A 13082-nucleotide genomic window follows, 5' to 3' on the forward strand; every position below is an offset into this window, starting at 1 on the left:
AAATTTTTTGAAAGGAGGAAACTGAAGGTGATAGAAGTATGCGTTACAGTTAATTATAAAGATAGAAACTATCAAACAAATGTCATTGTGAACAAAGATACGATTTGGACAAAAATTGAACAGTTGGCAGAAGAACAAGTGAAGAAACAGTGGGGTTTTTAAACTTAATTATTTAAAAAAATGAAGTTATATGCTAGAGATTATAACTAAATTCAAAATTTTTCAGGTATTAAATATAAATAAGAAATTTTCTTGAAAGGAGGAAGCAGAAGATGATTGAAGTATGTGTTACAGTTAATTATAAAGATAGAAATTATCAAACAAATGTTATTGTAAGTAAAGATACGATTTGGACAAAAATTGAACAGTTGGCAGAAGAACAAGTGAAGAAACAGTGGAGTGTTTAATTTTCTTTTTAACTTAAAAAGCTAAATGAAGTTATCAGATATAGGTGGGACGGGATAGAATATAAGGGAATTAATTTTTTATGGCAAGAAGCATTCCACATGTTTTAACGTTCTAACCAATCTGTAATATTTATGGCTACAGTATGTTAATATATGAGAAACAATATTTTTAATCGTAGGAGGAAAATCATGAACAGCGACTTTACCTTGGCCATACACAGTTTAACTTATTTAGCTTTACAGCCAGACCGGATGTCAACAAGTAATGCTATTTCAGAAAGTGCAGGTGTTCATCCAGTACGCATTCGCAAAGTACTAAGTTTGTTAAAAAAACATAAGTTTATACAATCGAAAGAGGGGACTGGTGGCGGTTTTATTTTCGCTCGCGATTTAGATGAAATTAATCTTTGGCATATTTATCAGATAACCTCTGAAGGTGCTTTGCAGCCGAAGTGTCCAGAATCAAACAATCAGTGTGTTGTAGGTTCGAACATGCGAAAAGTTCTTTTCGCTATTTTCTTAGGTGCTGAAGAGCATCTAGGTGAATACTTAAAGAATTATACAATGAAAGAAGTTGTTGACCTTATCAATCAAGAGCGTTAAGCGGCTTAATTATTATATAGCCGTGAGTTCTTAACACTTAAATGTAATGAAAAATATTACAGTATAATTTGTTTTTATATCTTTTTTATCGTCACAAAAAATATTTATAGGAAGGTGAAACGGTATGATGTCAAATAATAATCATGTTTTAAAAGTAGGAGATTGGGTTCGTGGAATATCAAATGAAGGTGAATTAATAGTTGGTTATATTGTATCACTTGATGATGTAGAGGATATAGTTACAATTAGTATTGTGAAACGTGACGGCCAGTACACAATAAACGAAGCGATTTTACTCTTTAGTAAACACGTTAACAAACTCCCTGAATCAAAGGTAATAAATAAGGAACAAATCCTTTATCTTATAGATCTTGCATTATTAACAGGGGATGAAGAATGGTTTATCGAGCTTTCTTCAAAATTAAACTCGATAAAAGAGCTAGTTAATGAGGGATTTTAAAATTTAAACTTTTGAGGGTGCACACAATCCGCCTTATGGGACACAATTACTTTTCGCATAAAAGGAAATGATGTAAAAACGATTCATTACTAATATAGAGATATCCCTGAAGAAGAGCCGAACAAACTACAATTAAGATGATATTGAAGTGATTTGTTTGTGTATTCCTGATAACGATAATTATGTAAATGAGCTGTCCATATGGGGCAGCTTTTTTGTTTTTTGCTCAGTGTAGCTTTTTAAATTGTATATGAATTCAATATTAATAATATATATCCTAAAATTTGGTTTTTGTATTTTGGGATTTTTTTCTTTTTACCTACATTAATTATTTATTAGAATATCTTTTATGTTTAAAATAAAATTTTTTGATAAAAGGGGATATAAGTATTTTTATAATAAGTCACCTAGAAAAACAATGTATTATTGTATTTTTTTACTAACTAATTCAGCTTTAAGCGATAAAAACAATGGCTACATGCTAACTGTAAAATATTATCCATATAAAATTATTCCTCTTTAATATTTCTGAAAATATAAAAATATTAATTTTATAAATATACACGTTATAATGAGGGCGTCGAGAGAAATTTTATTATCTCTGGAGAAAATATAAAAAATGCGATTATTAGTAAGAAAGGTGTGTGATTAGAGGCGAAATGTATGTAATGTGCTTCAGTGGCTTGTGTGAGCAATATCATCAGTGCTACCGAAGTTATGAAAGTAATGTATAGAATTGAGAAAGAAATGCCTCGCAAATGAAGAGAGGCCGGTTTAGCTAAAATTACTGTTAAAAGTAAAAAAGAGAAACCATTAAAGTAATACACTGTTATTAGAAATGTTGCAACGTATTTATGAAGTCTATTCTATATTGTTCTCTTAAGGGTTCTTTATATAAAGAGCGGATATTACGAGTAAACTTTTTTGTGAACGCTAACAATTATATTAGGACGCTAATTAGCGAATGTTTCAATTTGGATTCATTATGATGAAGGACATACAATGTGGGGCAACTTGTAAGGAATTCATTTTCCGAAAAGGGAATATTTGTTAGGTGCAAAGAGAGATGCAGGAATAGATACAAGGGGGAGTTATTATATGAACGGGAATACTGCAAAGAAAATAGAAGTTCAAGCTGAAAATACCGCACTAAAAAATGAGCAATATGCAGATCCGAAAAAGTGGCATAAGCAGGATACTACATGGGCACTCAGTCTATTTGGAACTGCAATTGGAGCAGGGGTGCTCTTTTTACCGATTAATGCAGGTTCAGGTGGTTTATTATCTTTACTACTAATTACATTGCTTGCATATCCAGTTATGTACTACTCACATAGGGCACTTGCTAAAATGATATACGCTTCTAATTCTGCTGATGAGGGGATCACAGGTACAATTAGAGAGTATTTCGGAAATAAAGCGAGTATCATTTTTAACATCGTATATTTCGGTTCAATTTATACAATCGTACTAATGTATTCGGTTGCGCTTACAAACACTGCAAGTAGTTTTATCGTGCATCAATTGCACATGCCAGAACCTCCAAGAGCTATTTTATCACTTGTATTAGTTCTTGGTCTTATCGCTATACTGAATTTTGGTCAAGATATTACTGTAAAGGTAATGAGTATGTTAGTGTATCCTTTCATAGTTTCTCTACTGTTTATCGCAATATCTTTAATTCCACAGTGGAATACGTCAATGCTTAGTTTTTCAGCTGTTTCAACTGCTTCAACAGGAACAGGCTATTTTGGGACGATATTGATGATTCTACCAATCATCGTATTCTCATTTAATCATTCACCTATGATTTCATCATTTGTTGTGAAACAGAGAGCTACGTATGGAATCGAAGCCACTGATGCTAAATGTGCGCAAATACAAAAGGTTTGTTATATCATGACATTCGCTGTTGTTATGTTCTTCGTTTGGAGTAGCGCATTGAGCTTGACTCCAGATGATATAAAAATGGCAAAAGAACAAAACTTATCAATTCTTTCATATCTTGCTAATGAGCTTAATTCGCCTGTAATCACTATTGCAGCTCCAATTATTGCTTTTGTGGCTATTACAAAGTCTTTCCTAGGCCATTATATAGGAGCATTTGAAGTAATGCGTGACATGATTATTAAGTTTGGTAAATCACGTGGAAAAGATATTGAAGAAAAAACAATTAAGACAATAATTCTTACTTTTGTTGTATTATCATGCTGGTTTGTTGCTTATACAAATCCAAGTATTCTTGGACTTATTGATTCTCTAAGCGGTCCTTTAGTTGCTGCTATCTTATGTCTATTACCGATGTATGCGATTCAAAAAGTGCCAGTACTAGCTAAATACAAAGGGAAAATGAGCAACGTATTTGTTATTATTGTAGGTGTACTTACAGTTTTAGCAAGTATTAAGTCATTATTCTAATTCACTATTGTTGATTTTAGTGTCAAAGTAGTGGAATATGAAATATCTATTTTTGGACAAACTTCTCAAGTTGGAGAGTTTGTCCTTTTTATTCAATCTATTAACAAACAGCCACCTTTCAGATAAGGTGGCTGTTTCGGTATTAATTTATTATTCACGTCTAAATGGACCTTTTGGAGCAATTAGCTCTAAATTAGTACCATCTGGATCACGGAAGTAGGCAACTCTTGTACCAAATCCAGATTTCAAGCCGTTTTCTTGAAAGATAATTGGTTCTCCATATGGGTGCTATCTTATGCACATCAGGCTAACAAAATGGATTGCCTCTGAAACAAAAAAATGATTTTTATTACTATAAAAAACGTAAAGTATCTGTTTTTAGAAAAAAATTAATTTTTATAAATTGATGGAGATATAACTTAATTCTTTTATATATTTAGTTAAATATGATTGTCAGAATGAACTTAAAGTAATTATGATTTCTAGAAATGCGAACTGATGTTTTGAATTGGTTTAAAGTTGCTGGAACAAAATAAAACCAATTGAGCAAAAAAACTTGCAAAAATAAAAAGAGAGATGTATATTAATTGATGTATCAATAATTGATATATCAATTAATGTTTTGACAAGAAAGAAAAGGAACGTTTCATGAAGGGAATGTTCGTAAATATCAGTGGAGAAGAACGCAAAATACTTATTCATGTTCTATTACAGATGCAAAAAAATGTAGGGAATATTAAAGAATAGAGAGTGTAGGGGGCAGAATAGTGTGGAAATAATCGTAGCTATTTTAGTCGGGATCGTAGCATTAGAACATTTGTTTATCATGATCCTTGAAATGTTTTTTATTGATTCAAAAGTAGCGAAACGTGTTTTCAAATTACCGAAGCATTTAGAAGGAGATCGAAACGTAGCCATTATGTTTGCAAACCAAGGTTTATATAATGGATTTTTAGCGGCTGGTCTCATTTGGGGACTTATACTTGGACTCAATCCAATTGGTTATATGGTCCAATTATTTTTTGTGATTTGTGTGGTGGTAGCAGCTATTTTCGGAGGTTTCACATCTAATAAATCAATTATTGTGAAACAAGGACTTCCAGCTGTTTTAGCAATGGTTGCCCTTTTATGTATGATATAGAATCAAAGTTTCTCAATAAAAGAACTCATTTTTGAAAAGAATACGCTATTCTTTCTTTAGAATTATAGGAAAGGATGGCGTTTTTGTATGTCTATTTCTATAAGTAGTGAATTATAACTATTCCCTCAAGGGACTCAATTGCTTTTTAGCTTTTGGATATATGTTCATCCATCTATGTTTCCTCCTATTGTTGGATAGTGTAATAATTGATAAAAATTTTGATGAAATTGGATTATAACGATTGATCAAAAAAGTTAGTGATTAAAAATATTATTCTTTAGTACATACATTTTTAAGATGTTAAATATATTTCATAATAGTCTCTGTAAGATAGGGATAAGTAGAATAGTACTTTTTATAACTTTGAATATCATTCATAATAGCATCAGTAAGAAGAAAACAAGCTTTACGGTACTAGTTACCAACGATGTTACAGCAGTTTATTTGGAATCAGATTGATTGAAAGGTTGTACTATATGGCCTAATAATTTCGAAAAAATGTCGGTGTGGCATAAAACAATTATGGAGGTTAAAGATATGAGTACTTCAAATTTGAATGAAATAAGTAAACAAATTTTAAAAGAGGAGGAAACACTTCAATTTTCCTCTTTTACAAATGAAGATGCCTTGCAACTAGGTTTATTTATCGTTGAAACAGCGAAGCAAGAAGGGAAATTGATTGCTGTTGATATAACGAAAAATGGTGTGCAATTATTTCATTTCAAGATGACAGGGACAAATGAGGAAAATACGAAATGGATTGAGCGTAAAAAACGAGTCGTTTCCCTGCATGATCGTAGCTCGTATTATATGCAGATACAAAGTGAAATAACTGGAATTTCATATAATGAAAAATATCTTTTAGATACTTCGGAATATGCTGCGTTTGGTGGATGCTTTCCTATCAGAATAAAAAACGTAGGGGTTATTGGAATGATAACAGTTTCAGGATTACCACCAGAAGAAGATCATGAATTGGTTATAAGAGCGGTGAAAAATCAGTTAAATCAGTAATGAAAGTATTTTTATACTTTCATATTAGATAATGGAGTATTATAAGCAATTACTAATATGTAAATCCTTATGAGATGTTAATTATTAAATAAGTGACCAGTATGGTTTCTACTACAGTTCATTAGTAATATTTAGTTAAATTTAAAATGTAAAAAGCCAGGTAATGCATTATTCATGCTACCTGGCTTTTTAACTATCAATTTAAGTTTATTTTCATGTTTGTGTAAATATGAAACACGCAGGATACATGAATAGAGAATGGGTAAAATAGTACCGAATGATCACTAGATTTTATGAATGATGTTATAAGTCTTTTTTAGGGAAATTGAAGGAAGTGATGTGTTTAGATTTAGAATGACTGGCAATGGGTGTTAGGAAGTTCAATGATTCAAAAATGAACTCATTTAAACGCATATTATCTTTGAGATGTATCCTTTTGAAGAATATTAAAACTTAGGAGGAAATGAATTATGACAAAAGATTTCTATACTGCACTGAAAGAAAGACGTACTTACTATGGAATTAACAAAGAGGTACAAGTATCGGATGAAAAAATTAAAGAAATCGTGGAGTTTGCTGTGAAATATACTCCATCAGCTTTCAATTCTCAAACTGCGCGATTAGTTGTATTATTTGGTGAAGCTCATGATAAATTATGGGATATTACAACTGAAACATTAAGAAAAGTAGTTGGAGATGGAGATTTCTCAGGAACGCAACAAAAAATGGATTCTTTTAAAGCTGGTTATGGAACAGTACTATTCTTTGAAGATGAGGCTATCGTTAAATCGCTTCAAGAAAAATTTGCTGCATATGCTGAAAACTTCCCAATTTGGTCACACCAAGCATCAGGTATGCACCAATTAGTCGTGTGGACAGGTTTAGAAGCAGAGGGATTAGGGGCATCTTTACAACATTATAATCCATTAATTGACGATGAGGTAAAACAAGAATGGAATGTCCCTGCTAATTGGAAACTAATTGCACAAATGCCATTTGGTAATCCAACTGCTACTCCAGGTGAAAAAGAATTCCAACCGCTTGAAGAACGTGTGAAATTTCATAAGTAATATTCAAATGTAATAATACGATTTAGTTATAGTAGAGTTATTCGCTCTTTTTCGGGATAGGACTATGCTATTGATGAAATCGGAAAAATACTATTATATTTTTAAAAAGAACAAGGCGATCATTTTTGATCGCCTTGTTTGACATTTGTACAATTAATCTACGCATTACGCTTAATAAGCTAAACAGCATGAATTATTATGTATATTATCTAGTTATAGTTACCAAACATTTTTCAATACTATTTTACCTATTGCATTATTCGACTCCAAATACTTGTGTGCTTGTGCAACTTCATCAAACGTGAAAGTTTTCGAATCTAGCAATGGACGAAGTTTTCCTTCTTCTACTATTTGAGTTAGTTTAGTCAAAATTTCCCCGCAAGCGTCACGTTTATCGGTATGTAATATTTTTAACGCCATAAAAGTAACGTGCAGAGTAAGTCCTTTTGCGTGTAAAGGAGAGAGGTCATGGGTTGAACGAGCTGCAATTGTTACGACAGTTCCATTAACTGCGGCAGCTTCAAAAGAATGATCAAGATTCTTGCCGCCTACTGTATCAAATATAACTTCAAATCCGTTTCCGTTCGTATGTTTTTGTACATATTCTTGAACAGATTCTTCTTTATAATTAATAGCTATATCGGCTCCTAAACGATGGGCTATTTCTATTTTGCTTTGCTGAGAAGCGGTTGTAAAAACTTTAGCACCTGCCCATTTAGCTAGTTGAATGGCTACGTGTCCTACGCCACCAGTAGCTCCATGAATGAGAACATTTTGACCAGGTTTAATATTTGCACGATCAAATAAAGATTCCCAAGCTGTAATTGCCACTAATGGTAGAGCAGCTGCTTCTTCCATTGTTAAATTTTTAGGTTTGTGAGCAATTAATCGCGCATCAGCAAGCATAAATTCTGCAAGTGCACCTCCAGTTTCTTTAAAACCTCCGGCACATCCGTATACTTCATCCCCACATTTAAATTTCGAAACACCTTCTCCTACTTCAATAACAATACCAGCTACATCGCCGTGTAATATAGCTGGAAACTCAGGAGCGACTGCTGAAACGGCACCACTACGCATTTTTGTATCGATTGGATTTACACTTGTTGCTTTTACATCGATTAGAACATGACCTGGTAAAAGTTTTGGTTTTGAAACTTCTTCTAATTGAAATACAGATGAATCCCCAAAAGAATGGATAATTTGTGCTTTCATAGTTTATACCTCCTGTTTGTGGTTATAGCATAGCAAAGTACGAAAAATAAGTATAATATTTTGAATTTGGTTAGTGAGAATTTTATATAAAGAAGAGGAAAGTGCATGAAATGAAATAATGTAACGTACTTCTAAAAACTACTGTAAAGCTTTTTGAAGAAAGGGTAGATGTTATTTTTGCAGCATGATTTATTCATTACGTTTATCCCGCATTAACAGGCAGTAAGACCCCCGCCTCAAAATTCAGCGAAAGCAAAGAAGTTAGGTGGGAGTTGGGCTGCTCGTAAAAGCCCGATTGGTGAGGGCTGATTAAAGTTTCACTTTATTCGGAGCGACAGGGGATTTAGCGAAACGCAAAATTTACCCTGCTTTATATAAACTATTTAGTAATCAAAATATACCACAATCTATTTCGATTATCGGTATTGGCAGAAGGGCAATGTCAGATTTGGAATTTCAAACAAAGGTAGAACAATCCCTTGCTACATTTTCTAGAATATCTTCTGATGACGAATCAGGAGTAGAAGAATTTATTAGCACATTTCGTTATTGTCAATTAGATACAGCGAATATAGTGGGCTATCAAGATTTACTGAGCCTTGTAAAAAAGCGTGAAACAGAATTAAACATTCCTGAAAACCGTATGTTTTATCTATCTGTTATACCAGAAGTATTTGATGTGATTGCTTTAAATATTAAAGAGAGTGGATTGTGGGCTACAAAAGGATTAAACCGTCTTATTATAGAGAAGCCTTTTGATTATAATGTAACGTCTGCTCGCGAGTTTAACGGAAAATTAATTGAAGATTTCGATGAAACTGATATTTATTATATTGATCATTATCTTTGAAAATGAATGGTAACTAGGAATACACTTAGAAAAGTATTATGAAATAAATAGTATTTAATTCAAGACATTTTTATTGACGATAATAATTTATGTGGTTAATATATTAGACATAAGATTACTTAATTACTAAAAGTAATTAGATATAAAATATTTCGTTAAGTTCTATAAATAAGTAAGTTGCAGTAGAAATGCTTTGAATTGCCACTATTAATATTGGGGACAATGAGAGAGCGAAAGGTATAAAAAGAATTGGAATTAGATAACTCTTTGTTTTTTATAAAAACAGGAAGTATAAGAGTATGAGCTTCTGTACAATTCATTTTTAGTATATTGACGAGGATTATACAACAAGAGGGGGACTGAAATTGGAATCAATGACCTTTGTTTTATTTGGAGCGACAGGGGACTTAGCGAAACGCAAAATTTACCCCGCGCTATATAACTTATATAGAGATCAAAAGCTTCCAAAGCAGATATCTGTTATCGGGCTTGGAAGACGTCAAGTATCTCATGAAGATTTTCAAGAAAGAATAAAAGAATCAATAGAGACGTTTTCTCGTCAGAGGGAAGAAGGTACTCCGGAACTCGAAGGTTTTTTAGATAATTTTCGCTATTGTCCATTAGATGTGAGTAAACCGGAAGACTATGAGAGGTTATTACAAGTCGTTCGTGAAAGGGAAGAGGAACTACATATAAAAGGTAATAGAATGTTCTATCTTTCAGTTGCTCCTGAATTTTTCGAGACGATTGCTTTAAATATTAAGGAAAGCGGACTTGATAAAACAGATGGATGGAAACGCCTGATGATTGAGAAACCGTTTGGGCACGACCTTACATCTGCTCGTGAGCTTAATGATAAGCTTAGTCGCACGTTTGAAGAAGACGAGATATACCGTATTGATCACTATTTAGGTAAACCGATGATTCAAAACCTTGAAGCACTAGAATTTGCAAATCCTGTTCTCCAATCGATTTGGAACAAAGAACATATAGCAAATGTACAAATTACAGCTAGTGAAACAGTTGGGGTTGAAGAAAGAGCCGGATATTATGATCATGCAGGAGCCATTCGAGATATGGTTCAAAATCATATGTTACAAATATTAATGATGACTGCTATGAATCTGCCGGAAAAGGTTAATGCATGTGAAATTCGAGAGGAAAAACGAAAGGTAATGGAGACGCTTCGTAAAGTGAAAAAAGAAGACGTTCAAAGCCATATCATTCGAGGTCAATACTCTTCAGGAGAGATAAAAGGCGGGCAAGTTGTAGCGTATAAAGAGGAGCCAGGAGTAAATCCTTCTTCTAACATAGACACATTTGTTGCTGCTCGTTTGTGGATCGATAATCCATTTTGGATTGGCGTTCCCTTCTATATACGAACAGGAAAACGAATGAAAGAAAAGTCCACTCGTATTGTAATCGAGTTTAAAAATACGTTAAAACAGCAATATCAAGATAATAATCCAAATGCAGCACCTAACTTATTAATAATTGAAATTAGCCCAGGTGAGAATGTTTCATTACAGTTAAATAGTAAAAATCCATTGAAAAATGGAGAGATTGAACCGATGCGTATTAACTTTACTTGCGAGCAAGTGGATGTGGGAGTACCTGAAGCGTATGAAAGACTCATTCATGATGCGGTGAGTGGAGACGCTACATTCTTTGCACATTGGAGAGAAGTTGAATTGTCATGGGAATGGGTACAACCAATTCTTGAAGCGTTCGAGGAAAACTTATTACCGCTTCATGAATATGAGTCTGGTTCATATGGTCCAGAAGCGTCTAATGAACTGTTGCAAGAAAGTGGATTTAAATGGTGGTTAGATCAAGAGACGGAAAAATAAGTACTTTCTTTCATGAAAGCATTTAGGGGGACGATTACTATGACACAAAACATAAATCAATTAGCAGTGAATACACTTCGTACGTTATCGATTGATGCTATTAATGCGGCAAACTCAGGTCATCCAGGTCTTCCGATGGGAGCAGCACCAATGGCTTATGCATTATGGGCGAATCATTTAAATTACAATCCTAATCACCCAGAATGGTTTAACCGTGATCGTTTCGTTTTATCGGCGGGACATGGATCTAGTCTGTTATATAGCCTACTTCATTTAGCTGGATATGACGTTTCAATTGATGACTTGAAAAACTTCAGAAAGTTAAATAGTAAAACACCAGGACATCCTGAGTTTGGTCATACTCCTGGAGTTGAAGCGACTACAGGCCCGTTAGGACAAGGGATTGCTAATGCTGTCGGAATGGCAATGGCAGAAGCTCATTTAGCAGCGAAGTTTAATAAGGATGGTCACTCTATTATAGATCACAATACGTATGCTTTAGTCGGAGATGGTGACTTAATGGAGGGTGTCGCTTATGAAGCGATGTCAATGGCAGGACATATGAAACTTGGCAAGTTAATTGTACTGTATGATTCAAATGAAATTTCACTTGATGGTGAATTAGGCATTGCTTTCTCTGAAGATATTCAGAAAAGGGCAGAATCTGTACATTGGCAATATGTAAGAGTTGAAGATGGAAACGATGTCGATGCTATTACAAAAGCCATTACATTAGCGAAAGAAAATACGGATCAACCTACTCTTATAGAAATTAGAACCATTATAGGTTATGGAAGTCCAAAAGTTGCTGGAACGAACAAAGCACATGGTAATCCGCTTGGAGTAGAAGAAGCGACAGCGACAAAACAAGTGTATGGTTGGCACTATGAGGAAGACTTCTTTGTGCCTGAAGAAGTAACAGCTCATTTTAATGAACTGAAACAAAAAGGTATTGAAAAAGAAAATGACTGGAATGAGCAGTTCAATTCATACAGAGAGTCGAACCCTGCACTAGCAGATGAATTAGAAAAAGCGATTACAGGTGAGGTTTTAATTGAAGCGAAAGACATTCTATCCTTTGATATTGAAAAAACGATTTCCACTCGTGTTGCAAGTGGGGAAGCTATTAATCATTATGTGAAATCGATTCCTTCTATTTTCGGTGGAAGTGCAGATCTTTCTCATTCCACTATGACAGATATAAAAGGTGAAGCTGTGTACGCGGTAGAATCGTATGCTGGACGAAATATATACTTCGGTGTACGTGAACACGCAATGGGCGCGGCAGCGAATGGACTGGCTCTCCATGGAGGAGTAAAACCTTTCGTAAGTACATTCTTTGTATTTAATGATTACCTTCGTCCATCGATTCGACTGGCTGCACTGCAAAATTTACCTGTTACTTACGTATTTACACATGATTCGATTGCTGTAGGAGAAGATGGTCCAACGCATGAACCAATTGAACAATTGGCAGCGCTTCGAGCAATTCCTGGTCTAACAGTTATCCGTCCGTCAGATGCAAATGAAACAGCAAGTGCTTGGGCGTATGCTTTACAGCAAACGGATGGTCCAGTCGTTTTAGTACTGAGCCGTCAAAATTTACCGGTGTTTAATGAAACGAAAGCGAACATAGAGAATCTCTCTAAAGGAGCTTACGTATTAACACAAACGAATGAAAATCCGGATGTAATTTTAATTGCGACAGGTTCTGAAGTATCCTTAGCTACTAGTGCGAAAGCAAAATTAGAAGAAGATCAAGTTTCTGTTCGCATCGTTGCAATGCCGAGCTGGGAGTTATTCGATCGCCAATCGAACGAATATAAAGAATCCGTTCTTCCGTCTTCTATAACGAAACGAGTATCTCTTGAAATGGGTGTATCTCTAGGTTGGGAACGTTATGTAGGACAAGAAGGAAAAGTACTATCAATTGAAACATTTGGAGCTTCAGGAACTGGAGCTGAAGTCATGAATCTATTTGGATTTACGACAGAAAATGTTGTTCAAATTACAAAAAATGTGTTGAATTCTTAAGCTATGACTGTGAATACCTT

Annotated in this window: 11 protein-coding genes and 3 pseudogenes; 12 read left to right on the plus strand and 2 right to left on the minus strand. The window is 34.0% G+C overall.

Translation table 11 applies throughout. The features are described from left to right. The first annotated feature begins 27 nt into the window (after positions 1-27). From ACTFN4_RS12605 to ACTFN4_RS12630, 6 genes and pseudogenes are all read left to right on the plus strand, one after another. Complete coding sequence (locus ACTFN4_RS12605) at positions 28-162, plus strand: BA3454 family stress response protein (RefSeq protein WP_000573515.1); 135 nt, start codon at positions 28-30, stop codon at positions 160-162. A 110-nt stretch (positions 163-272) separates the two neighbouring features. Further along, a complete protein-coding gene (locus ACTFN4_RS12610) occupies positions 273-407 on the plus strand; it encodes a BA3454 family stress response protein (RefSeq protein ID WP_000573516.1) in 135 nt (44 codons plus the stop codon). A 189-nt stretch (positions 408-596) separates the two neighbouring features. Further along, a complete protein-coding gene (saiR, locus tag ACTFN4_RS12615; protein WP_001083465.1) occupies positions 597-1010 on the plus strand; it encodes an Rrf2-family transcriptional regulator SaiR in 414 nt (137 codons plus the stop codon). 124 nt (positions 1011-1134) lie between these two features. Beyond that, positions 1135-1470: an IDEAL domain-containing protein gene (locus ACTFN4_RS12620; protein ID WP_439962364.1), complete on the plus strand. Its 336-nt coding sequence runs from the start codon at positions 1135-1137 to the stop codon at positions 1468-1470. Positions 1471-1477: 7 nt separating this feature from the next. Further along, a pseudogene (locus tag ACTFN4_RS12625) lies at positions 1478-1563 on the plus strand (DUF3888 domain-containing protein); the annotation flags it as partial. Positions 1564-2568: 1005 nt separating this feature from the next. After that, the gene (locus tag ACTFN4_RS12630; RefSeq protein ID WP_001014168.1) at positions 2569-3888 is read left to right on the plus strand and encodes an aromatic amino acid transport family protein; all 1320 of its coding nucleotides are present in this window, start codon (positions 2569-2571) and stop codon (positions 3886-3888) included. 150 nt (positions 3889-4038) lie between these two features. Here the strand turns inward: ACTFN4_RS12630 and ACTFN4_RS12635 are convergent. Beyond that, positions 4039-4173, minus strand: a pseudogene (locus ACTFN4_RS12635) (VOC family protein); the annotation flags it as partial. 484 nt (positions 4174-4657) lie between these two features. Between ACTFN4_RS12635 and ACTFN4_RS12640 the strand changes: the two are divergent. From ACTFN4_RS12640 to ACTFN4_RS12650, 3 genes are all read left to right on the plus strand, one after another. Next, a complete protein-coding gene (locus tag ACTFN4_RS12640) occupies positions 4658-5029 on the plus strand; it encodes a DUF1304 domain-containing protein (RefSeq protein ID WP_439962365.1) in 372 nt (123 codons plus the stop codon). Between the two features lie 498 nt (positions 5030-5527). Then, complete coding sequence (locus ACTFN4_RS12645; RefSeq protein WP_140157131.1) at positions 5528-6043, plus strand: heme-degrading domain-containing protein; 516 nt, start codon at positions 5528-5530, stop codon at positions 6041-6043. A 470-nt stretch (positions 6044-6513) separates the two neighbouring features. Then, complete coding sequence (locus ACTFN4_RS12650) at positions 6514-7113, plus strand: nitroreductase family protein (RefSeq protein WP_000158939.1); 600 nt, start codon at positions 6514-6516, stop codon at positions 7111-7113. A 219-nt stretch (positions 7114-7332) separates the two neighbouring features. Here the strand turns inward: ACTFN4_RS12650 and ACTFN4_RS12655 are convergent, their stop codons facing one another. Next, positions 7333-8328 carry a zinc-dependent alcohol dehydrogenase family protein gene (locus tag ACTFN4_RS12655; RefSeq protein ID WP_063548088.1) on the minus strand — a complete coding sequence of 332 codons (996 nt, stop codon included), beginning with the start codon at positions 8326-8328 and terminating at the stop codon, positions 7333-7335. Positions 8329-8662: 334 nt separating this feature from the next. Between ACTFN4_RS12655 and ACTFN4_RS12660 the strand changes: the two are divergent. The 3 genes and pseudogenes from ACTFN4_RS12660 to tkt all read left to right on the plus strand — a co-directional run. Continuing rightward, positions 8663-9178, plus strand: a pseudogene (locus tag ACTFN4_RS12660) (glucose-6-phosphate dehydrogenase); the annotation flags it as partial. A gap of 365 nt (positions 9179-9543) precedes the next feature. After that, positions 9544-11028, plus strand: a complete 1485-nt coding sequence (gene zwf / locus ACTFN4_RS12665) for a glucose-6-phosphate dehydrogenase (protein WP_439962366.1) — start codon at positions 9544-9546, stop codon at positions 11026-11028. A 39-nt stretch (positions 11029-11067) separates the two neighbouring features. Further along, the gene (tkt, locus tag ACTFN4_RS12670) at positions 11068-13062 is read left to right on the plus strand and encodes a transketolase (RefSeq protein ID WP_088020577.1); all 1995 of its coding nucleotides are present in this window, start codon (positions 11068-11070) and stop codon (positions 13060-13062) included. The last annotated feature ends 20 nt before the right edge of the window (positions 13063-13082 follow it).

Source organism: Bacillus cereus group sp. MYBK95-2, assembly GCF_051915225.1.
Lineage (GTDB): Bacteria > Bacillota > Bacilli > Bacillales > Bacillaceae_G > Bacillus_A > Bacillus_A cereus.

Excerpts from the sequence above, each read along its gene's own strand:
- ACTFN4_RS12645 (WP_140157131.1), top strand. The coding sequence starts at position 5,528 with ATGTCGGTGTGGCATAAAACAATTATGGAGGTTAAAGATATGAGTACT.
- tkt (WP_088020577.1), top strand. The coding sequence starts at position 11,068 with ATGACACAAAACATAAATCAATTAGCAGTGAATACACTTCGTACGTTA.
- ACTFN4_RS12630 (WP_001014168.1), top strand. The coding sequence starts at position 2,569 with ATGAACGGGAATACTGCAAAGAAAATAGAAGTTCAAGCTGAAAATACC.
- ACTFN4_RS12655 (WP_063548088.1), bottom strand. The coding sequence starts at position 8,328 with ATGAAAGCACAAATTATCCATTCTTTTGGGGATTCATCTGTATTTCAA.
- ACTFN4_RS12610 (WP_000573516.1), top strand. The coding sequence starts at position 273 with ATGATTGAAGTATGTGTTACAGTTAATTATAAAGATAGAAATTATCAA.
- saiR (WP_001083465.1), top strand. The coding sequence starts at position 597 with ATGAACAGCGACTTTACCTTGGCCATACACAGTTTAACTTATTTAGCT.
- ACTFN4_RS12650 (WP_000158939.1), top strand. The coding sequence starts at position 6,514 with ATGACAAAAGATTTCTATACTGCACTGAAAGAAAGACGTACTTACTAT.
- ACTFN4_RS12620 (WP_439962364.1), top strand. The coding sequence starts at position 1,135 with ATGATGTCAAATAATAATCATGTTTTAAAAGTAGGAGATTGGGTTCGT.